The 19,868-nt window shown below is 70.4% G+C and carries 20 protein-coding genes; 14 read left to right on the forward strand and 6 right to left on the reverse strand.

Going from position 1 to position 19,868, the window contains the following annotated elements; genetic code table 11:
• Nucleotides 1–7: 7 nt before the first annotated feature.
• Nucleotides 8–625 carry a heme-copper oxidase subunit III gene (locus QMO76_RS01770; protein ID WP_029929373.1) on the reverse strand — a complete coding sequence of 206 codons (618 nt, stop codon included), beginning with the start codon at nt 623–625 and terminating at the stop codon, nt 8–10.
• A gap of 235 nt (nt 626–860) precedes the next feature.
• On the opposite strand from QMO76_RS01770, the gene QMO76_RS01775 reads away from it, so the two are divergent.
• Both QMO76_RS01775 and trpD read left to right on the forward strand, forming a co-directional pair.
• Complete coding sequence (locus QMO76_RS01775) at nt 861–1,256, forward strand: hypothetical protein (RefSeq protein WP_306359356.1); 396 nt, start codon at nt 861–863, stop codon at nt 1,254–1,256.
• Nucleotides 1,257–1,353: 97 nt separating this feature from the next.
• On the forward strand, nt 1,354–2,403 hold the full coding sequence (gene trpD, locus QMO76_RS01780; protein WP_306359357.1) for an anthranilate phosphoribosyltransferase: 1,050 nt from the start codon (nt 1,354–1,356) through the stop codon (nt 2,401–2,403).
• Between the two features lie 286 nt (nt 2,404–2,689).
• Here trpD and QMO76_RS01785 read toward each other — a convergent pair whose 3' ends face one another.
• A complete protein-coding gene (locus tag QMO76_RS01785; protein WP_029929370.1) occupies nt 2,690–2,965 on the reverse strand; it encodes an Lrp/AsnC family transcriptional regulator in 276 nt (91 codons plus the stop codon).
• A gap of 65 nt (nt 2,966–3,030) precedes the next feature.
• Between QMO76_RS01785 and QMO76_RS01790 the strand changes: the two genes are divergently transcribed.
• Nucleotides 3,031–3,552 carry a DUF3558 domain-containing protein gene (locus QMO76_RS01790; RefSeq protein ID WP_306359358.1) on the forward strand — a complete coding sequence of 174 codons (522 nt, stop codon included), beginning with the start codon at nt 3,031–3,033 and terminating at the stop codon, nt 3,550–3,552.
• A gap of 241 nt (nt 3,553–3,793) precedes the next feature.
• Here QMO76_RS01790 and QMO76_RS01795 read toward each other — a convergent pair whose 3' ends face one another.
• Nucleotides 3,794–5,902 carry a DEDD exonuclease domain-containing protein gene (locus QMO76_RS01795; protein ID WP_372341868.1) on the reverse strand — a complete coding sequence of 703 codons (2,109 nt, stop codon included), beginning with the start codon at nt 5,900–5,902 and terminating at the stop codon, nt 3,794–3,796.
• A 542-nt stretch (nt 5,903–6,444) separates the two neighbouring features.
• Here QMO76_RS01795 and QMO76_RS01800 point away from each other — a divergent pair.
• From QMO76_RS01800 to QMO76_RS01810, 3 genes are all read left to right on the forward strand, one after another.
• The gene (locus QMO76_RS01800; protein ID WP_306359360.1) at nt 6,445–7,077 is read left to right on the forward strand and encodes a C40 family peptidase; all 633 of its coding nucleotides are present in this window, start codon (nt 6,445–6,447) and stop codon (nt 7,075–7,077) included.
• Nucleotides 7,078–7,199: 122 nt separating this feature from the next.
• Complete coding sequence (locus QMO76_RS01805; protein WP_306359361.1) at nt 7,200–8,264, forward strand: NlpC/P60 family protein; 1,065 nt, start codon at nt 7,200–7,202, stop codon at nt 8,262–8,264.
• Nucleotides 8,265–8,435: 171 nt separating this feature from the next.
• Nucleotides 8,436–9,449 carry a peptidase MA family metallohydrolase gene (locus tag QMO76_RS01810; RefSeq protein ID WP_306359362.1) on the forward strand — a complete coding sequence of 338 codons (1,014 nt, stop codon included), beginning with the start codon at nt 8,436–8,438 and terminating at the stop codon, nt 9,447–9,449.
• 3 nt (nt 9,450–9,452) lie between these two features.
• Here the strand turns inward: QMO76_RS01810 and QMO76_RS01815 are convergent, their stop codons facing one another.
• A complete protein-coding gene (locus tag QMO76_RS01815; RefSeq protein ID WP_306359363.1) occupies nt 9,453–10,094 on the reverse strand; it encodes a class I SAM-dependent methyltransferase in 642 nt (213 codons plus the stop codon).
• A gap of 143 nt (nt 10,095–10,237) precedes the next feature.
• Here QMO76_RS01815 and QMO76_RS01820 point away from each other — a divergent pair, with 143 nt between their 5' ends.
• The 7 genes from QMO76_RS01820 to QMO76_RS01850 all read left to right on the forward strand — a co-directional run bounded on the left by QMO76_RS01820 (nt 10,238) and on the right by QMO76_RS01850 (nt 16,610).
• Nucleotides 10,238–11,404 (forward strand): glycosyltransferase family 4 protein, encoded by a 1,167-nt coding sequence (locus QMO76_RS01820; protein WP_306359364.1) that lies wholly within the window; start codon nt 10,238–10,240, stop codon nt 11,402–11,404.
• A gap of 136 nt (nt 11,405–11,540) precedes the next feature.
• The gene (locus QMO76_RS01825; RefSeq protein ID WP_306359365.1) at nt 11,541–11,927 is read left to right on the forward strand and encodes a polyketide cyclase / dehydrase and lipid transport; all 387 of its coding nucleotides are present in this window, start codon (nt 11,541–11,543) and stop codon (nt 11,925–11,927) included.
• A 47-nt stretch (nt 11,928–11,974) separates the two neighbouring features.
• Nucleotides 11,975–12,412, forward strand: a complete 438-nt coding sequence (locus QMO76_RS01830) for an SRPBCC family protein (RefSeq protein WP_306359366.1) — start codon at nt 11,975–11,977, stop codon at nt 12,410–12,412.
• A 38-nt stretch (nt 12,413–12,450) separates the two neighbouring features.
• On the forward strand, nt 12,451–13,809 hold the full coding sequence (locus tag QMO76_RS01835) for an ArsA family ATPase (protein WP_372341869.1): 1,359 nt from the start codon (nt 12,451–12,453) through the stop codon (nt 13,807–13,809).
• Nucleotides 13,806–14,630, forward strand: coding sequence for a hypothetical protein (locus tag QMO76_RS01840; protein ID WP_306359367.1), 825 nt, complete (start codon nt 13,806–13,808; stop codon nt 14,628–14,630). The genes QMO76_RS01835 and QMO76_RS01840 overlap by 4 nt, the downstream gene beginning before the upstream one ends.
• Nucleotides 14,627–15,640, forward strand: coding sequence for an ROK family glucokinase (locus QMO76_RS01845; protein WP_306359368.1), 1,014 nt, complete (start codon nt 14,627–14,629; stop codon nt 15,638–15,640). Before QMO76_RS01840 ends, QMO76_RS01845 begins: the two co-directional genes overlap by 4 nt.
• Nucleotides 15,641–15,884: 244 nt before the next feature.
• The gene (locus tag QMO76_RS01850) at nt 15,885–16,610 is read left to right on the forward strand and encodes a 1-acyl-sn-glycerol-3-phosphate acyltransferase (protein ID WP_306359369.1); all 726 of its coding nucleotides are present in this window, start codon (nt 15,885–15,887) and stop codon (nt 16,608–16,610) included.
• 84 nt (nt 16,611–16,694) lie between these two features.
• Here the strand turns inward: QMO76_RS01850 and QMO76_RS01855 are convergent, their stop codons facing one another.
• Nucleotides 16,695–17,210 (reverse strand): polyadenylate-specific 3'-exoribonuclease AS, encoded by a 516-nt coding sequence (locus tag QMO76_RS01855; RefSeq protein ID WP_306359370.1) that lies wholly within the window; start codon nt 17,208–17,210, stop codon nt 16,695–16,697.
• 117 nt (nt 17,211–17,327) lie between these two features.
• Complete coding sequence (locus QMO76_RS01860) at nt 17,328–17,696, reverse strand: Rv2175c family DNA-binding protein (RefSeq protein ID WP_306359371.1); 369 nt, start codon at nt 17,694–17,696, stop codon at nt 17,328–17,330.
• Between the two features lie 108 nt (nt 17,697–17,804).
• Here QMO76_RS01860 and pknB point away from each other — a divergent pair, with 108 nt between their 5' ends.
• Complete coding sequence (gene pknB / locus QMO76_RS01865) at nt 17,805–19,829, forward strand: Stk1 family PASTA domain-containing Ser/Thr kinase (RefSeq protein WP_306359372.1); 2,025 nt, start codon at nt 17,805–17,807, stop codon at nt 19,827–19,829.
• Nucleotides 19,830–19,868 lie beyond the last annotated feature (39 nt).

Genomic DNA, 19,868 nt, shown 5'->3' on the forward strand with positions numbered 1-19,868 from the left:
TCCGGAACTAGCGGACGAAGTAGATCGTGGCGAACAGCCCGATCCAGACGATGTCGACGAAGTGCCAGTAGTAGGAGACGACGATCGCCGCCGTGGCCTGCGCCGGGGTGAACTTGCTGAGCGTGGTGCGTACCAGCAGGAACACGAAGGCGATCAGACCGCCGATGACGTGCAGGCCGTGGAAGCCGGTGGTGATGTAGAACACCGAGCCGTAGACGCTGCTCGAGATCGAGGTGCCCTCGTGCACGAGGTGGTAGTACTCGTAGCCCTGGCCCGCCACGAAGAACGTGCCCATGAGCAGAGTGATGAAATACCAGCGCCGCAGGCCGAACACATCGCCCTTCTCCGCCGCGAAAACACCCATCTGGCAGGTGAAGGACGAGGCGACCAGCACCGCGGTGACAGGCACGGCGAGTGCCATGTTCAGCTCGGTCGGCTCCGTCGGCCAGCCGAGTTCGGGGTTGGCCTGCGCGCGAGCAACGAAGTACATGGCGAACAGGCCGGCGAAGAACATCAGCTCGCTCGACAGCCAGATGATGGTACCGACACTGACCATGTTGGGCCGGTTCAGCGAATGCACACGCTGAGTAATGGCCGATCCTGGGGTCCCTACTGCGGTCGTCACGCCGGTAAGTATGACCTGTTGTAGTACGACAGGTGTAGCCGGGTAGGAATCTTCGGGGCGCGTGTCGGAAACCGCAGCGCGAGAGGCCCTCTCGAGGTATGCCCGGCGTGTCTCATGAGCAGGGCATTCGCGCTGCTCGTCGGGCCCGGGGCGGTGACGACACCCAACGTAGGGCACGCGCCTGAGAAAAAGGCAAGAGTGGAACCGGTGATTCCGGACTCGCGGAAAGGGTGATATGGCCTCGACAACCTGGTGGCGGCGGCTGTTCGGGCGGCCGGCGGCCGCCGGACTCGACCCCGCCGACGCCGATCTGGTGGAGGTGGCATCGAGTTTCGATGACGCCGAAGCCTGTTCGACCGCGCTGGAGCGGGCCACCGGCTGGACGCCGGAACGGCCCGCCGTGCTGCGGCACCTGCTGCGGCTGCCCGCCGCGCAGGTGGAGAACGCGGCCGCCATCGCCGCGCAGGACGGATACTCGGTGCACGAGCGCGGCGACGGCGATCCGTGCGAGGTGGTGTTGCAGCGCGTGCAGCTGCTCGACGCCCTGCACTGCTCACAGGAACGCGCGCGCATGGCCGGATTGGCGCAGCGCCACGACGGAACGGCGCTCGGATGGACCGCCTGGCAGTGAAAGCCGGTACCGCCCGGGGGAAAAACCCTCGCCCGGCGCACTAGGCTGCTGGGGGAGCACTGGTGTGCCGGAACCGCCAGCAATGGGAGAGAGAAGCATGAGCGCGCGCAGCTGGAGGGAAATCCTCACCATCCTGACCGAGGGACGCGACCTGTCCACGGAGGAGGCGGCGTGGGCGATGAACGAGATCTTCACCGACAACGCCACCTCCGCCCAGATCGCGGCCTTCGGCGTGGCCATGAAGATGAAGGGCCCCTCGCTGTCCGAACTGAGCGGACTGGCCTCGGGCATGCTCGCCCACGCCCGGCGGGTGCGGCTCGACCTCGGTGCCGTCGATATCGTCGGCACCGGCGGCGACCGTTCCGGCAGCGTCAATATCTCGACCATGTCCTCGATCGTGGTGGCCGCCAGCGGGGTGCCGGTGGTCAAACACGGGAATCGGGCGGCGTCCTCCAAGAGCGGCGGGGCCGACGTGCTGGAAGCGCTCGGCGTGAAGATCGCGCTCGGCCCCGAAGCGGTGGAACGCTGCGTGCGTGAGGTCGGGGTGGGATTCTGTTTCGCGCCCATGTTCCATCCGGCACTGCGATTCGCCGGACCGGCGCGCAGTGAGATCGGCATCCCCACCGTATTCAATGTGCTCGGACCGCTGACCAATCCGGCGCAGCCCCGGGCGGGGCTCATCGGGTGCGCCTTCGAGGATCTGCTGCCGACCTACGCGGGCGTGTTCACCGAGCGCGGGGCCTCGGCGCTGGTGGTGCGCGGCAACGACGGACTCGACGAGATCACCACGGTGGACACCACCGACGTGTGGGTGGTCGCGGGCGGGCAGCGCCGCCACGTCACCATCGACCCGGTCGAACTCGGGATTCCGCGGGTGGAGGCCGCCGCGCTGCAAGGCGGGGACGCCGCCATGAACGCGGTCATCGCTCGCAACATGCTGGCGGGTGAGCCCGGACCGGTGCGGGACGCGGTGCTGTTGAACGCGGCGGCGGCCATCGTCGCCTTCGAACTCGAGGATGTCGAGGCCGATCTGCACGACAGGCTGGCCGGGGCGTTGAAGCGGGTCGCGACCGCGGTCGACTCCGGGGCGGCGGCCGGGCTGCTCGATCGGTGGGCGGCGCTCAGCCATGAACTCGGTACCGACTGAGAGGTTCGGACTGACCGGTTCCGGCGTCGTTATCGCGTAGCCGGTGTGTTGCTGATCGGTCGGTGCCCGGTCGCCACGTTAGGGTGCACGGATTGCCAGCCGTGCTGACGCACCCGACACGGATGCGTGCCGGCTCGAGTGAGGAGTTCAGCATGCGCGACGCTCTGGCCAAATCCGGGTTGTTCGCGGCCGTGTTCATCGTGGCCGCCCCGATGGCGCTCGCCGCGCTCACCACGGTGGGGGCGCGGCTACGCGAATGAGGCCGGGGCGTTGGGTTCCCCCCGCTCTACTCGCCGATGGAGAATCCCGCCTCCACATCGGCGCGGGCATAGGACTTGAAGGCGATATTGGTGACGGTGCGCAGCACCCCCGCCGTCTTGTTGATCCTGCCGGTCACCACCTCGGCGATCTGCTCGTGATCGCGCACCCGCACGATCGCGATCAGGTCCACATCGCCCGCGCACGAATACACCTCGGTCACGCCGTCGATATCGGCCAGCGCCTGCGCGGTCTCGGGAATGCGGGCGGCCTCGGCGTGGATGAGCACGATCGCGGTAATCATGACGCCACTGTATTGGATCGCGCCCGCCCGCCGCTGCGGCCGGGGCGTCGGTAGCATCGAGGGGTATGCGGGGGGTTGCCGTCTTCCTGGTCGGAGCGTGCGCGCTGCTGACCGGTGCCTGCGGGTCCGAGGCCGCGCGGGAGGAAGCCGTCGATCGGCCGCCGGTGCGGGTGGCGGCGCCGGGTCCGTTCACCGGTGAGTGCGGTCATGTGACGGATGCCGAGATACGTTCCACCACCGGACTTTCCGAACCCTCCGATATCTTTCGCAACTCCGTCACCTGCCGCTGGTTCCATACCGCGCAGCACACCGATGTGACCTTCACGTCCTACCGCGGCAGCCCCATCGACCGCGAACGCGCCTGGGAAACCCTGTGGGGCCGCGACATCCGCTCCCTCACCCTGTCCGGCCACCCCGGCTTCCGCTCCCACGCCCCCGACGGCCCGACCCGCGAGGTCTGCGTGCTCGCCGTCCAACTCGGCGACGACTTCTTCGAATGGTCCTACCGCGGCGTCGTCACCCACCCCCACGCCAGCTGCACCATGGTCCGGCACCTCGCCGACCTGACCGTGCGACGGATGGGGTGAGCGCGGCGGGACGAGCCGAGATTCGAGTGTCCAGAGGCTCAGCCCTCGGTGCGCTTCGAGACGCGGTCACGTCCGCCATCGAAAGGTGGCCGAGGCGTTCACCCACGCGTACGGGGGCGGCCGTGACCGAGGCCCGCACCCGCGAGGGGGAACTGGTGGCGGCAACGGCCGAGAGGAGGCCGCCACCGGTTCCCCCTCGCAATGGTTGCGGGAGTGGGCGGGGGGAGCCGCGAGGCGCATGTCACCCGTGGCCGTCGATTGGCTGTTCACCGCGGATCGCCGCGTCGGCACGGTCGAGCCAGGTCGTCCATGCGCCTGCGCCGAGGCGGGGTTCGCCGTAGCCGTCGGAGGTGCGGACGATGCGGGTGCCTGGTTGCTCCAGCCAGCGGGCGAGGAGGGCGGCCTCCTCCGGAAGTGCGCCGCGCAGTGGGGGATACGAGTCGTTGTCGAGTACGTCGGCCGGGGATACACGGTCGGGTGCGCGGAGTGCGTGGTCGGGTGAGGTGAGTGCGTGGCCGGGTGTGCCGGGTGGCGGGGAGGGGGTATGGCCGGGTGCGCCGGGTGGCTGGCAGGGGGTATGGCCGGGTGCGCCGGGTGGCTGGCAGGGGGTATGGCCGGGTGCGCCGAGTGGCTGGCAGGGGGTATGGCCGGGTGTGCCGAGTGGCTGGCGGGGAGTGTGGTCAGGTGTGCCGGGTGGCTGGGAGGGGGCGTGGTCTGGTGTGCCGAGTGCGGGACGCGGGGGTGGGGCGGGGGTGTCGAGCGGGAGGGTTGGAGCGAGTGCGGCAGCATCGGGTGTGGCTGGGGTTGGGGGCGTGCTGCCGGGTAGGCGGGTGGGGATGACGGTTTCGGCGGCGGCGACCAGGTGGTCGACGACGGGCATGGGGGGTACGCCGCGGGTGGCGGTTCCGGCGGCGGCCAGGCGGGCGTGGCGGATGACCGCGAACTCCCAGCCGCCCGCGCCGTCGGGGTGGGCGGCGATCAGTTCGGGGATGCGGGCCAGGGCGGCGAGGCGCTGGGTGCGGCGCAGCGCGCGCAGCACGGCGACGAGGCGGTCGCGCAGCCGGGCGGCCGATTCGAAAGTCTCTGCGCTGGAATAGCTTTCGATGCGAGCGCGGATGGCGTGCAGGGGCTCGTCGCAGCGCCCGGTGAACAGCGCGCGGACCGTCTCCGGAGCGCGGCTGTACTCCTCTATATATAGGGGTGCGTTTCGGGCGCTCGCCGGGCAACCGCCGACCACGGCGGGCGGGCACTCGTGCCGACCGTCGCGCGGGATGCGGGCGGTGCAGGTGCGCAGGCCGGTGTACTCGGCGACCGTCGCCCCCACGTCCGTCGCGTCCGTCCGAGAGGTGAAGGGCCCCAGGCTGTATCGCGTCGGGGTCCGGGAGACGGCGAAGCGGGGGAACGGCTCCTCGGTGAGCGTGAGCCACCACGCCCGCTGCGGGAACTTCGACCGGCGGTTGTACGGCGGCGCGTGCGCCATGAGCAGCCGCAGCTCCCGCACCCCGGCCTCGAGCCCGTGCGCGCACACCACGTGGTCGATCCGGGTCGCCAGCCGCACCATCTCCCGCATCCGCGGCCGGGTCTCCGAACCGGTGAAGTAGCCGCGCACCCGGCGGCGCAGATTCACCGCCGTCCCTATGTAGAGGACTTCATCGGCGGGCCCGCGGAACAGATACACCCCCGGTGCGGCCGGAAGATCCACCGCCAGCACTCGTTTGGCACGATGCTGCCGCGTGACCTCCGGCAGATAGTCGACGAGTTCGGTGAGGCTGTGCACGCCCAGATTCCCCACCCGCCCGATGAGCGCGTGCAGCACGTCCACGGTGGCGCGGGCGTCGTCGAGCGCGCGGTGCGTCGGCGTCGTCTCCGCGCCCAGCAGCTGCGCCAGCACCGACAGCTTCACCGAGGGGGCCTCGTCGCGACCCAGGATCCGCCGCGCCAGCCGCACCGTGCACAGTACCTGGAACGCGGGCCAGGCCAGCTCGCAGCGCAGCGCGGCCGCCTTCAGGAAACCGAGGTCGAAACGCGCGTTGTGGGCCACCAGCACCGCGCCCGCGGCGAACTCCAGGAAGCCGGGCAGCACCGCGTCGATGCGGGGCGCGTCGTAGACCATGGCCGTGGTGATGCCGGTGACCTGCACGATCTGCGGTGGAATCGAACGTCCCGGGTTGACCAGGGTGGCGAACTCGCCCAGCACCTCGCCGCCGCGCACCTTCACCGCGCCGATCTCGGTGATGGCGTCGCCCTCCGGGCTCGTTCCGGTGGTCTCCAGGTCCACGACCACGAAAGTCGTGGCGTAGAGCGGAGTGTCGAGGTCGTCGAAGGCCAGCTGCTCGGGCACGGCCTGCAAGCGTAGGCCGGAGGTCCGACATATTTCCGCGACGGAAATGTCCGTTTATCTGACCGAGATTCTCGAGATGAACGACCCGAATTGCGAAAGTATGCTTCTTTGTGACCAGGGTCACAGTTATTCGAATGGTCGATCAATCCCGGCGGGGCGACCGGATGGTCCGGTGGGTCGCCGGGCGTGTTCGATCGGGTTGCCGGGCCTGTCGCCGTGGCGGGTCGCGAGGTCGGGCGTGTCCTGATCAATGACTATCTACCCGACCTGGGGATATTCGGTAATAGCCGAGATAGAGCACGCTATGGATGGGCGCGCGCTCTCGACCGGTAGCCGTCGCGGCGCTCCCGGTGAAACGGCTGTCGTTATTGTTTCGTGATTGCTGTGATATTTGTCGCACCGAAATAGGGGTGGTCAACAATTTGGCGTAGTCCGGGTACGACTTCGGGTTTACAAACCACCGTTATCGGCTCGTAATCTTCCTGAGACCTCGCGGAGTCCGACCCACCAAACCGGTGCGGCGTCGCGGGGCAGATTGGAAGTACCTCACCATGGCGACCAACACCGTCAAGCGACAGGCCCGGGGCGTGCAGCGCAGTGCGCAGCGGGCCGTCGCGGCCGGCGCCGTCGGCGCTGCCACGCTGAGCGCGCTGCTGCTGCCCGCCGCCCCCGCATCGGCGCAGCCGGTGACCATCCCCGGCGTCGGCACCTTCGACGTCCCCGATCAGGTTCAGCTGCCCGCGGGCATTCCGGGCGTGCCGGAGTCCGTTCCGGTCGTGATCCCGCCGATTCCGGGTGTCGAGGTGCCGCCCGCGCCCGCCCCGTTCGTCGCCCCGCAGAAGACCGCGGGCGAACTCGCCGTCGACGCCGCGCTGAGCAAGGTCGGCGCCCCGTACGTGTACGGCGCCGCGGGCCCGAACGCCTTCGACTGCTCGGGTCTGGTGAAGTGGTCCTACGCCCAGGCCGGTGTGCAGCTGCCGCGCACCAGCTACGAACAGCTCAATGCCGGCGCCCCGGTGTCCTACGACGCGCTGCAGCCCGGCGACATCGTGTCGTTCTACGGCGGCGGCCACTCCGGCATCTACGTCGGCAACGGCGAGGTCGTGCACGCCTCGACCTCCGGTCAGCCGGTGAAGGTGGCCCCCATCTCCTCCATGCCGTTCACCGGAGCCCGTCGGGTCTGACCTGCGAAGTCCTCGGCGGCCGTGACCTTTTCGTGCCCTACTGGACACGCACGGCCGCCGTTTCGTAACCTTATCGAGACCTATCTTTCCAACTCGGGGTAAGAGACGGGGACACGCCGACGGTGGCAGCGCAGCATCGGACACAGCGAACCAAACGACTCGTGGGCGGGGCGCTGACGGTCGGCGTCATAGTCGTCTCCGGTTACGGAGGCGGTGCGGCCACCGCCGACCCGGTCGCCGCCCCCGCCACGGCCGGTGAGGCCGTCACCACCCTGGTGGATCTGTCACGGCAGTCCGAACAGCTCAATCAGGCCGCGCTCAACGCCCAGGACGACCTCGACGCCAAGATCGCTGCCGCCGAGGCCGCCGATGCCACGGCCGCGGAGGCCGCCCGGGTTCTCGGCGACGCCCGCGCCGAGATCGAGAAGTACCGGCCGGTCATCGACCGCGCCGCGGCCGCCGCCTACACCGGCGGCCGCAACAATCAGCTCACCGCGCTGCTGGCCAGCAGCTCACCGCAGCAGCTGCTCGACCAGATGTCCACGCTGGCGCTGGTCGGCAGCCGCACCGACGCGCAGCTGGGCGAATACAAGAAGGTCAGTGATGCGGCGGCCGCCGCCGAATCCGCCGCCCGCGCCGCCGCCGACGCCGCCAACGCCGCGCGCGCCCGGGCCGACTCCGTGCGCGCCGACCTCGAGCACAAGCGTTCCGAACTCCAGGGTTCCATCGCGCAGGTCATCGCCGCCTGGGGGCAGCTGTCGGCCAGCGACAAGTCCGCACTCGCCGGATCCGTGTTCCCGCCCGGCTTCGACCGCGACACCCTACTGCGCGGGCTGGTGCCCGGCAGCGGCACCAGCGCGCTGGCCGCCGGGCTCACCCGGGTCGGCGCACCCTATGTCTGGGGTGCGGTCGGTCCCGACCAGTTCGACTGCTCCGGCCTGGTGCAGTGGGCGTTCCGGCAGGTCGGCAAGAACGTGCCGCGCACCAGCCAGCAGCAGTCGCAGTTCGGCACGCCGGTGTCGCAGGCCGATCTACAGCCCGGGGACGTGGTGTTCTTCTACCCTGAGGTGTCACATGTGGGCATCTACGCGGGCAACGGTCTGATGCTGCACGCCTCCACCTTCGGCGTGCCGGTCGCGGTCGCGCCGATGGGCTCCACACCCTTCCATTCGGCGCGACGGTACTGAGCGCGACGGTACTGAGTACGAGGCGGGCATGAACGGTCGGGCGCGGAGCGGGCGGCGGCGTGTGACCACGCGGCGCTGGCACCCGGAAGGACACGGCATGCGCGGTGTGGCGCGGAGGCAGCAGCGGGGCGACACCACGCAATGCCGCGCTCACGCCCGGAACGGCACCGCATGAGTACGCTGCGCGGGCTGCGGGGATGGCTGGGTGCGCGTCGGCGCTTCCAGTTCGTCCTGACCGTCGTCATGGTGACGGCGCTGACCGGGACCTGCGGTGCGCTGCTCCTGCTGCCCACCACGGTGGTGCCGACACTGCGGGCCGGTACGCCGCCCACCGCGACGCCGCAGTCGAGCGTGGTCGCCGATCCGCAGCTGGAACGGGTGCGGCGGAGTATGGCGTCCTACGGGGAGGTGGTCAGCGAGACCGTCGCCCTCCGGGACGGGCGGGCCGGGATCGTGCTCGGGCATCCGGCGCAGCGCGCCGCCGTCGACATCCTGGCGGCGGAACTCGACGACGCCACCGCGGCCGTGACCGCGCTGTGGGGCACCGACTGGTCACGCGCTCCCGTGGTGGTGATCGCCTCCAGCCCGGCGGAGTTCGCCGGACTCACGAACACCGCGGGGGAGGTGCCCGCCGAGGTGGCGGCCGCGACCGTCGCCGATCCGTTCCGGCCCGGCAGCCGGCCGGCCGGGCAGCGGGTGGTGTTCGGCCCGGAATCCGGGGACCGCCTCGGGCCCGACGGGCTGCGATCGGTGCTGCGGCACGAACTCACCCATATCGCCACGCGCGCGGTGACCGCGGACGGGTCCCCGCAGTGGATGGTCGAGGGTTTCGCCGAATACGCGGCGCATCGCGGCGGCGAGCGCGGTGCCGCCGAGATCGCGCCGACCCTGGCCGCGCGTGCCCGCGCCGGGGAGCTGCCGCGCGAACTGCCCGCGGACGCGGCCTTCGCGCCGAGCGGTGGGCAGGCCGCACTCGCCTACGAACAGGCGTGGTCCGCCTGCGCTTTCATTGCCGACGAGTTCGGTGAGCCCGTACTGCTGAACCTGTATCGCTCCCTCGCGACGGGTCCCAAGGACGTCGCAGCCGTGGACGACATCCTGCGCGACACCCTGGGGACCCCTCGCGAGGGTTTCCTCGCCCGCTGGCGATCGTGGATCGTCACGCGCACGGCGGCGGGGGCGTAGCGCTCACACCTTCGGCCGGGCTGTCAGGAGATGGAACGGCACGGGTGCGCCCGCCAGCGGTGTCTCCCGGACGTCGAATCCCGCCCGGACGAGCGCCGCTTCCAGGTCCGCCACCGGGCGCAGCCGGAACCCGTACGGCGTGAACGGCATCTTCGCCATGGCGTCCGGGTCGCCGACGCCGACGACCAGGCGGCCCCGCGGGCGCAGCACCCGGGCCAGCTCGGCGCAGGCGCGGTCCAGGTCCTCCACGAAGTAGAGGGTGTTGACGGTGATGGCCGCATCGAGGCTGTCGGCGTCGAAGGGCAGGTCGTCGAGTGAGCCCGCGAGCAGGCGCAGCCGACCCGACCCGATCTCGGCGGTATGGCGGGATTTCGCGCGGGTCAGCATGTCGGTGGAGATCTCGACGCCGTACACCACCCCGTCGGTCCCGGCGCGCTCGAGCAGCAGCGGCAGTCCGACGCCGCCGCCGAAGCCGATATCGGCCGCGACATCGCCCGCCGTCACCTCGGCGGCCTCGACCGCCGCGGCGACCGTGGCCCGGTTACCGCGATTGAGCATGAGAGCCACGACTTTTCCGAGGGGGCCGCTGGGATGGCCGAGCTGCCCAGCCACGATCGACATCAATCGTCCGGCAAGTGAATTCATGCTCAGGCAGCCTATGCGTCGGGGCCGGTCCCGTCATCGGCGGTGCGCGCGCATATATGCATACGACACCTATGCATACGACATCGCGTGATCGGTGGGCGGTGCGGACCGGGCGGCTGGGGCCGGTGCAGTAGTTTGAGGGCATGGGGCGAACTCTCCTGGTTACCAATGATTTCCCGCCGCGGCCGGGCGGCATCCAGTCGTACCTGCACGCGCTCGCCCTCCAGCTGCCCGCGGACGAACTGGTGGTGTACGCGCCGCGCTGGCGGGGCGACAGCCACTGGAAATTCGACGCGCAGCAGCCGTTCCAGGTGGTGCGGCATCCCACCACGCTCATGCTGCCCTCTCCGCTGGTGCTGCGGCGCACCCGCAAATTGTTGCGCGACGAGCAGTGCGACAGCGTGTGGTTCGGGGCGGCCGCGCCGCTGGCGCTGCTCTCGCCCCTGCTGCGGCGCGCGGGAGCCGAACGCATCGTGGCCTCGACGCACGGGCACGAGGTGGGCTGGTCGATGCTGCCCGGCTCGCGGCAGGCGCTGCGGGTGATCGGCGATCACACCGATGTGGTGACCTATGTCAGCAAGTACACGCGGCGGCGGTTCGCGGCGGCCTTCGGGGCGCAGTCGGCGCTGGAGTATCTGCCCCCCGCCGTGGACTCGGAGACCTTCGCACCCGATCCGGCGGCGCGGGCGGAACTGCGCGCCCGCTACGGCCTGGGCGACCGGCCGACCATTCTGTGCCTGTCCCGGCTGGTCCCGCGCAAGGGTCAGGATGTGCTCATCCTGGCCATGCGCTGGATCAAGGAGCGGATCGACGGCGCGGTGCTGGTCATCGCGGGCAGCGGCCCGTACGAGCAGAAGCTGCGGGCCCTCGCGCAGGCCATGGGCGTGGCCGATGACGTGGTCTTCACCGGCCGGGTGCCGTCGGCCGAACTGGCCGCCCACCACACCATCGGCGATGTGTTCGCCATGCCCTGCCGCACTCGCGGATTCGGCCTGGACGTGGAAGGACTGGGCATCGTCTTCCTGGAGGCGTCCGCGTCCGGGGTGCCGGTGGTGGCGGGCGATTCGGGCGGGGCCCCCGAAACGGTGCGTGAGGGCGAGACCGGCAAGGTGGTCAAGGGCGGCGATCCGGTGGCCGTGGCCGACGCCATCGTCGAGATCCTCGCCGACCGCGACGCGGCCGCCGCCATGGGGGCGGCCGGTCGAGCCTGGGTGCAACGGCAATGGCGCTGGGACGCCATGGGCGCCCGGCTTCGCCACCTGCTGGACCCCGCACCGCACCCGGTCCGCCCCGGCCCCACGCTCGACTGATCCCGCGCCCGAGACTCGCGGGCCCGGCCGGTGGTGCCCGGACTCGCGGCGCGGTCTGGTTCCGGCGAGCGCGGCGGGTCGCGAACGGCCGGAGCGGAGCGACGGTGATCGGGCCCGGTCCGCTAGGCTCAGCCGCGTGAGCAGTATCCAGGTTGCCGACCAGACGTTCGTCGCAGCGCCCGGGGCGGCGGTGGGCGAGCTGCTGGCCGATCGCGCCCGCTGGCGCCACTGGTGGCCCGACCTCACGCTCGAGGTGCGAGAAGATCGGGGCGAGAAGGGGATTCGCTGGACCGTCAAGGGGCCGCTGACCGGCACCATGGAGGTGTGGTTGGAGGAGATGCTCGACGGCGTCATCCTGCACTATTTCCTGCATGCCGAACCGCCGGGCGCGGACGGCCTGTCGGCGCGAGATCTGATGTCCCGCAATCGGGCGCGCCGGGTCGCCGGGAAACGGATGGCGTTCGAGATCAAGGCGCGACTGGAGGCCGGACGTCCGGCCGGTGTCGCTCCCGCACCCCGCTGACACCTTCGCCAACCACCGTCGTCGCTGGAAAGGAAGCGTTGCCCGATATGGCCGACCGGACGCAGAGGTCGATCGTCATCGACGCCCCGTCGGATCGGGTGATGGCCGTCATCGCCGACCTGGAGTCCTATCCGGAATGGGTGGCCGCGGCGCGTGCGGTCGACATCCTGGAGAAGGGGTCCGACGGCCGTGCCCGCACCGCCCGCTTCGTCCTGGACGCGGGCGTCGTGAAGGACACCTACACCCTCGCCTACCGCTGGCGGCCGGACGGCAAGGCGGTGAGCTGGACGCTGGTCAGCGGTGACCTGCAGAAAGCGCAGGACGGCACCTACGAGCTGATTGATCTGCCCGACGGCGGTACCCAGGTGGTGTACGAGCTGACGGTGGATCTGAACATCCCGATGATCGGCATGTTCAAACGCAAGGCCGAGAAGGTCATCACCGATACGGCATTGAAGGAACTCAAGAAACGGGTCGAAGGCTGACCGCGAGCAGGACCAGGCCGACCCCATCGACCACCCGGGTGGAACTGTTCGTCGGCAAGGGCGGGGTGGGCAAGACGACGCTGGCCTGTGCGACCGCCATGGCGTACGCGCGCGCCGGGCAGCGCGTGCTGCTCGCCTCCCTGGATCAGGCGCATTCGCTCGGTGACGCGCTGGGGGTGCGCATCGCGCACGATCCCGGCACCGTGCCGGGGGTGCTGACGGTGCGGCCGGGCCTCGATGTGATCGAGGTGGATTCCCTTGCGCTGCTGGAGGATCGGTTCCGCGAGGTGTTGCGGATGCTGTCCGGCGGCGGACACGACCACGGTATCGACATCGGCGCGCTCGACCCCGCCGAGCTGACCGGACTGCCCGGCGTGCAGGAACTGCTGGCGCTGTTGGAGATCGCGCAGTTCGCGGACGACGAGGACTGGGACGTGGTCGTGGTGGATTGCCCGCCGTCGGCCGATATGTTGCGCATCGTCACCGCGCCCGACACCCTGCTCGGCTATCTCGAGCGGGTGTGGCCCGCACACACTCGGACATTGACCGCCATCGGCGCGGATCTGCGGCGCGCGGTGCTGGCCACCACGGTGGAGCGGATCGCCGGCGCGGTGTCGGGTGTGCGCGATCTGCTCGCCGACCGCGAACGCACCGGGCTGCGCCTGGTGACCGCCGCCGAGCGGGTGGCGGTCGCGGAGTCGGCGCGGGTGCGCTCGGCGGCGGCGCTGCTCGGCCTGCGGCTGGACGCGATCCTGGTGAACAAGGTGCTGCCCCCGATGCCGCCACCGGGCGGGGCGGAGCCGGTTCCGGATGGATTCGCATCACCGTCCGCCGGGGCGGAGCCGGTGCGGGGTGGATCCGAACCGCCGTCGGCAGGGGCGGGTTCGCCCGGCGGGCCGCCGCATCCGGCGGTGCAGTGGTACTTCAACCGCCGTGCCGAGCAGTTGGAGGTGGTCGCGGAGCTGCGGCAGCGCGTGTCGCCGACACCGGTCACGGTGGTGGGGCACGCCGGTGCCGAACCGGTGGGCCTCTCGGCACTGTCGGCCATGTCCTTCGACGTCGGTGCGAGTGGCGGCTGGGTCGGATCCGAACCGGTCCCTATGCTGGGATCGGAAGTTGACGGTGTGCCCGCTGTCACCGGCGAGCCCATGGTGCGGCTGGAATCGGGGGCCGGCGTGCGGTCGGTGTACGCGATGCGCATGCACCTACCGGTGGTCGATCCGTCGACCCTGCGCCTGGGACGAGTGGAGGACGATTTGATCGTGGGAGCGGACGGGGTTCGGCGTCGCCTGCGCCTTGCCCCGGTGTTGCGGCGGTGCACGGTCTCCGACGCCGAACTCGATGGCGAGCACCTCATCGTCCGATTCCGACCCGACCCTCAGGTATGGCCGATATGAGCGACCAGCACACCCGCGACCACCACGGCGCGAGCGAGGAGAACCTCGCCGAATTCGCCGCCGAACTCCGTCTGCTGGCCGAGGCCGTGCTGGAACGCGTCGAGCCCGTACTCCGTAAGACGGCCGCCGACGGCCGCGCCGAATGGTCCAGCTGCGCCTGGTGTCCCGTCTGCGCCGCCGCGGCCCTGCTCCGGGGCGAACACCACGATGTGGTGGCCGCCATCGCCGACCACGGCACCGCCCTGGTGACGGTGCTGCGCGAGGCCCTGGCCGGGGTGCCGGTGGAACCGATCATCCCGCCGGAGGCTGATCCGGACTCGCCGGAATACGCTGCGGCGCATCAGCATTCGTGGAACGAGCACGGGGCGGGGTCGGCGGGCGGCGCGGCGGCCGGTGGGCGGCGCGCGAGTTACCCGGGTGCGGCCGCCGAGTCGGGGCCGCAGGACCGGGCGAGCGGTCCCGGCGCTGATCCCGGTGTGCCGGAACCGGATTCCGCGAGCGGGCCGGACGCGGCGACCGGGCCGGATGCGTTCGCCGGGTCCGGCGCGGCGCTTGGGCCCGACGCGGGGAGCGGGCCGGACGCGGGGAGGGGCCCCGGCGCGGCACGGGGCGGCTTCTGGACCGGCGGGGACGCACCACGATTCGCCGGTGAGGCAGGGCGCGAAGGCGTCGGGCGCGGGCAGGGTACGGGAAGCGGTGCGCCGTCGGCGGGCCGCGGTGGAGCGGGCGCTGGGCGCGGGGTACGGGGCACCGGACGTGAGGGGGCGGCGCGGTCCGGCTATGTTCCTATCTCCGTGACCATCAAGCCCCCTACGACATGACGGCCGCCATGGGGCAGCCGCTGACCGTCGGCGTGGATGTCGGCGGAACGAATATTCGCGCGTCCGTGGTGGACGGCGCGGGCGAGGTACTGGATACCGTGACCGCGCCGACGCCGCAGTCGGCGCGGGCGCTGGAGGACGGACTGGCGCGGGCGGTGCGCGAACTGTGCGCGCGCCACCGCATCGGCGCGGTCGGTCTGGCGGTGGCCGGATTCGTGGACGAGGACCGGGCCACGGTGCGGTTCGCGCCGCATCTGCCGTGGGAGGACGCACCCGTCGCCACCCGGCTCACCGACCGGCTCGGCCTGCCGGTGATCCTGGAACACGACGCCAATTCCGCCATGTGGGCCGAGTACCGGTTCGGCGCGGCCGCGGGCGGCCACAACGTGGTGCTGGTGGCGATCGGCACCGGGATAGGAGCCGCGCTGCTGGTCGGCGGCCAGCTGTATCGCGGAAGCTACGGTGTGGCACCGGAACTCGGCCACGTGCAGGTGGTGCCCAACGGCCGCGCCTGCGCCTGCGGCAAACGCGGCTGCTGGGAACGGTATTGCAGCGGCACCGCACTGGTCGACACGGCCCTGGAGCTGCTGGCCACCGATCCGCGGCGCTCCACCCTGCTGGCCCGCGAGGTGCACCGCGACCCGGATTCGCTGACCGGCCGCCGGGTGGCGGGCGCGGCGCAGGACGGCGACCCGGTGGCGCTGGACGTGATGGCGGACTTCGCGCGTTGGCTGGGGCTCGGGCTGGCCGCCGTCAGCGATATCTTCGATCCGGACCTCATCGTCATCGCGGGCGGGGTGAGCACGTCGGCCACGCTGTTCCTCGACGATGCCCGGGAGCACTACGCCCAGTCCATCACCGGCGCGAAGCACCGGCGGCTGGCCCGCATCCGCACCGCCCAGCTCGGTGAGGCGGCGGGCATGATCGGCGCGGCCGAACTCGCCCGAGCCGCCCTGGTGGAGAACGTGGAGAACCCGGACGCGGTGTCGGCGGGCAAACCGCCCTGCTGACCGATGCGCATATCACCGCCGCGGCGGGGTATGCCGAAGACGTTGCGGGTCGCGGGGTCTCGCCGCGGCCGCGACGGCGGCTTCGAATCGTGGGCTGCTGCCAGCATGTTCGGTATGTGTGCCAACCGTGTGAAAACTGCCGCCGGGGTTGGTTACGCCGAGGTCTCGGCGGTAGAGTCGGCAACTGACGGTGGTGCCCGCAATGAGGCCGGTCCCGATCAGGAAAATCAGGGGAAAGGACGCGATGTTCTACTGGCTGCTGAAGTTCGTGTTGGTGGGACCGCTCATGCATCTCGTCAACCGGCCCGAGGTCGAGGGAGTGGAGAACATTCCGGCCAAGGGCGCGGCGATTCTGGCCGGTAACCACCTGTCGTTCACCGACTGGCTGTTCACCCCCCTCATGAGCCCCCGACGCATCACCTACCTGGCCAAGGCCGAGTACTTCACCACCCCCGGCATCAAGGGCCGTTTGCAGAAGTTCTTCTTCTCCGGCACCGGTCAGTACCCCATCGACCGCAGCGGCGCCGACGCCGCCGAGTCCGCCCTCAACACCGCGCGCAAGCTGCTGGCGGAGGGCCGTCTGGTCGGTCTGTACCCGGAGGGCACCCGCTCCCCGGACGGCCGTCTCTACAAAGGCAAGACCGGGGTGGCACGCCTCGCCCTGGAGACCGGTGTCCCGGTGATCCCGGTGGCTCTGATCGGCACCGACGAGGTGTGCCCGCCCGGTCCGTTCCGCTGGCGCAAGAAGAAGGTCATCGTGAAGTTCGGTGCGCCCATCGACTTCTCCCGCTACGAGGGCATGGGCGGCAACCGCTTCGTGGAGCGCGCCGTCACCGACGAGATCATGTACGAGCTCATGCGGATGTCGGGCCAGGAATACGTGGACGTCTACGCCGCCAGCCTGAAGAAGGGCGTGTCCACCGGTTCGCGGCCGGATGCGGACCGCATCCCGCAGACCATGGCGGGCTGATCACCGGATCGAGCGCCCGAGCCGACAGCGAGCCCCGGAAGACCGAGTCTTCCGGGGCTTTCGTGTTCCCGCGCCCGGCGGACCTCAGCGCGCGGAGCCGGCGGTGTGGCGGACGAGTCGCCGGTGCGCCTCGATGGCCTCGAACTTGGCGAGATTGTGCCGGGCGTCGGCGAGGGCGTCGTGCGCGTCCTTGGGTACCGGCGGCAGCGCGGGGCGGCCGTGCTGATCCCAGTGCTGGCGCAGTTCATTGGTGTAGCGGGGCAGCGCGTTGGGCAGATCCACCATGGAGCCCCAGAGCTGGCAGAGCGCGACGTGGTCGTACGCACCGACCCAGGCCCACAGCTCGGGTTCGACGCCGGGGCGGGGGACCAGGAATGTGTAGAGGTCGTCGCGGATGCGTTCGCGGCTGCGCCACAGCGGGGAGGCGGGCGGCGGCAGCTGGGGGAGCACGTAGCGGCGTACGAAGGGGCCGGCCTTGGATTCGTCGAATTCCGTGGAGACCGCATAGTATTCTCGGCCGTCCTCGCACACCACCGCAATGGAAACCAGATCGATCACGATTCCATCCTCGATGAATTCGCAATCGTAGAAATACCTCAACTGGCGGTTTCCTCTCGGCTTCGACAAAGGAATTCGGTGTTCGGTGACGGTCCATCGACTCCGCCTCCGGCATGTCGTTCCGGAGGCGGAGCCGTGCCCCGGTCCGGTCGTCTCGGCTCAGAACGGATCGGCGGCCGCGCGCCGGATCACTTCGCGGGCCAGCGGGCCGTGCAGGGCGTCGATGGGGCGGCCGGGCAGGGAATCGTCCTCGGTGTAGATCCACTCGAGGATTTCCTCGTTGGTGTATTTGGCGTCGCGCATGACGGTGATCAGACCGGTCAGGTGTTTGGCGATGGCGCCGGTGGAGTCGAAGAAGTCCTTCGGAATACCGGCGACCCCGTCGCGGCGCACCGCGATGAGCTGGTGGTCGCGCAGCATCTGATGTACCCGGGTGACGACCATGCCGAGCTGGTCCGCCACATCGGGCAGCGGGATCAGGGTGACCGAATCCGGGAGGACGTCGTCGCTGCAAGGGAAGGCACTCACCCGCACAACGGTAGCCCGTCGCGGCGGCAACGTCGCATCACACCCCGCCCGGACTACGATCGGGTGAGTCGTACGGGTCCCCGTAGGGAATATTGGGAAGGGCAACACTTGATCGGCCAGATCCTGGAAGGGCGCTACCGCATCGATGCGCCGATCGCGCGTGGCGGTATGTCAATGGTGTTCCGAGGTGAGGACACCCGGCTGGACCGCCCGGTCGCCATCAAGGTGATGGACCCCAAATTCGCCGCCGACCCGCAGTTCCTCACCCGCTTCGAACTCGAGGCGCGCGCGGTCGCCAAGCTCAAGCATCCGGCCCTGGTCGCGGTCTACGATCAGGGCGTGGACGGTGACCACCCATTCCTCATCATGGAATTGGTCGAGGGCGGCACCCTGCGCGAACTGCTGCGCGAACGCGGCCCCATGCCACCGCACGCGGTGCGTGCCGTGATCGAACCGGTCATGCAGGCTATCGGCGTGGCGCATGCCTCCGGGCTGGTGCACCGCGACATCAAGCCCGAGAACGTGCTCATCTCCGACTCCGGCGAGGTCAAGATCGCCGATTTCGGTCTGGTGCGGGCGGTGGCCGCCGCCAATATCACCTCGGCCAGCGTCATCCTCGGCACCGCCGCCTACCTGTCCCCGGAGCAGGTCACCAGCGGCCATGCCGACGCGCGCAGCGACGTCTACGCCGCCGGTGTGCTCATCTTCGAAATGCTCACCGGGCGTACCCCGTTCACCGGCGACAACTCGCTGTCCATCGCCTTGCAGCGGGTGGAGAACGACGTCCCCAGCCCGAGCCACCACATCTCCGGCGTCCCACCGGAATTCGACGAACTGGTCGCGCACGCCACCGCCCGCGAACCCGCGCACCGCTTCGCCGACGGCAGCGAGATGGCCGCCGAGATCCGCCGCATCGCCCAGGTGCTGCAACTGCCCGCCTACCGGGTGCCCGCGCCGCAGGAATCGGCGGAACACCTCAGCGCCCGGTACCGCGTCGGCCCCACCCCCGCACCGGCCGCATCCCGCCAGCACCCGGCCCCCGTCGGTGCCGCCGATACGACGACCCGCCTACCCGCCGAGCCGCCCACCACGCGGGTACCGCAGGCGGCCACGCCCGCTCACCAGCACACCCGGGTGATGACGGCGGCGCGTGAGCTACCCCCGGACTACGCGCGGTCGGCCGCGCCCGCCCCGCCGCGCACCCTCCCGCCGCACGACGATCAACCACCGCGCAACGGCTACCTGACCGACCGCGGCAAATCCCGCCGCACCGCCGTCATGTGGCTCGGCGTGGTGGTGGTGCTGGCCCTGCTGCTCGGTATCGGCGGCTGGTGGTTGGGCGTGGGCCGCTACGAATCGGTACCGGCCATCGCGGGTCTGGACCGCGAACGCGCCGTCGCCACCCTCCAGGACGCCGGTTTCGATACCGAGATCAGAGACAAGGCGTCCGACACGATTCCGATGGGCAATGTGGTCGGCACCGATCCGTCCGCCGGAACCAAGGCGGTCAAGGGCTCCACGGTGGCGGTGCTCATCTCCAGCGGCAAGCCCAAGGTGCCCGGTATCCAGCCGGGCCAGGATGTGAAGAGCGTCAACCAGGCCGTCAGGGACGCCGGACTGAATCCGGTGGACGCCGGGGAGATCTCCAGCACGGCGGCGGAGGGCACGGTCGCCAAGGTGGATCCGAGCCCCGGCACGGTCCTGCCGATGGGCGCGGACGTGAAGGTGTACACGAGCAAGGGTTCGGCTCCGGTCGAGCTCCCGAATGTGCGCGGCAAGACCGAGGAGGAGGCGAGAGCCGCCCTGGAAGCGGTCGGCATCGAGGTCACCGACACCAGGGTCGAATTCGACTCCAAGGTCAAGGCCGGTGAGGTGGCCGGGACCGATCCGGCCGCCGGAACCACCGTCGACTCCAGTGAGGGTGTGGTCCTGCTCATCTCCAATGCCGTGGAGGTGCCGGGTCTGCTCGGTTCCAGCGTCGGCGATGCCCGTGCGAAACTCGAGGCCCTCGGCCTGGGGGTGTCGGTGCGGCAGCTGGCCCCGAGCGATTCCTCGATCGTCATCTCGCAGAGCAGCGTCCCCGGCGCGAAGGTCGAACCGGGTTCCACCATCACCCTCGTCGCCTTGCCCTGATAGGTCGATCGCTGTGCGTACGCGTGTGGCCCGTGCCGA

This window comes from Nocardia sp. CC227C (genome assembly GCF_030767025.1).
Taxonomy (GTDB): domain Bacteria; phylum Actinomycetota; class Actinomycetes; order Mycobacteriales; family Mycobacteriaceae; genus Nocardia.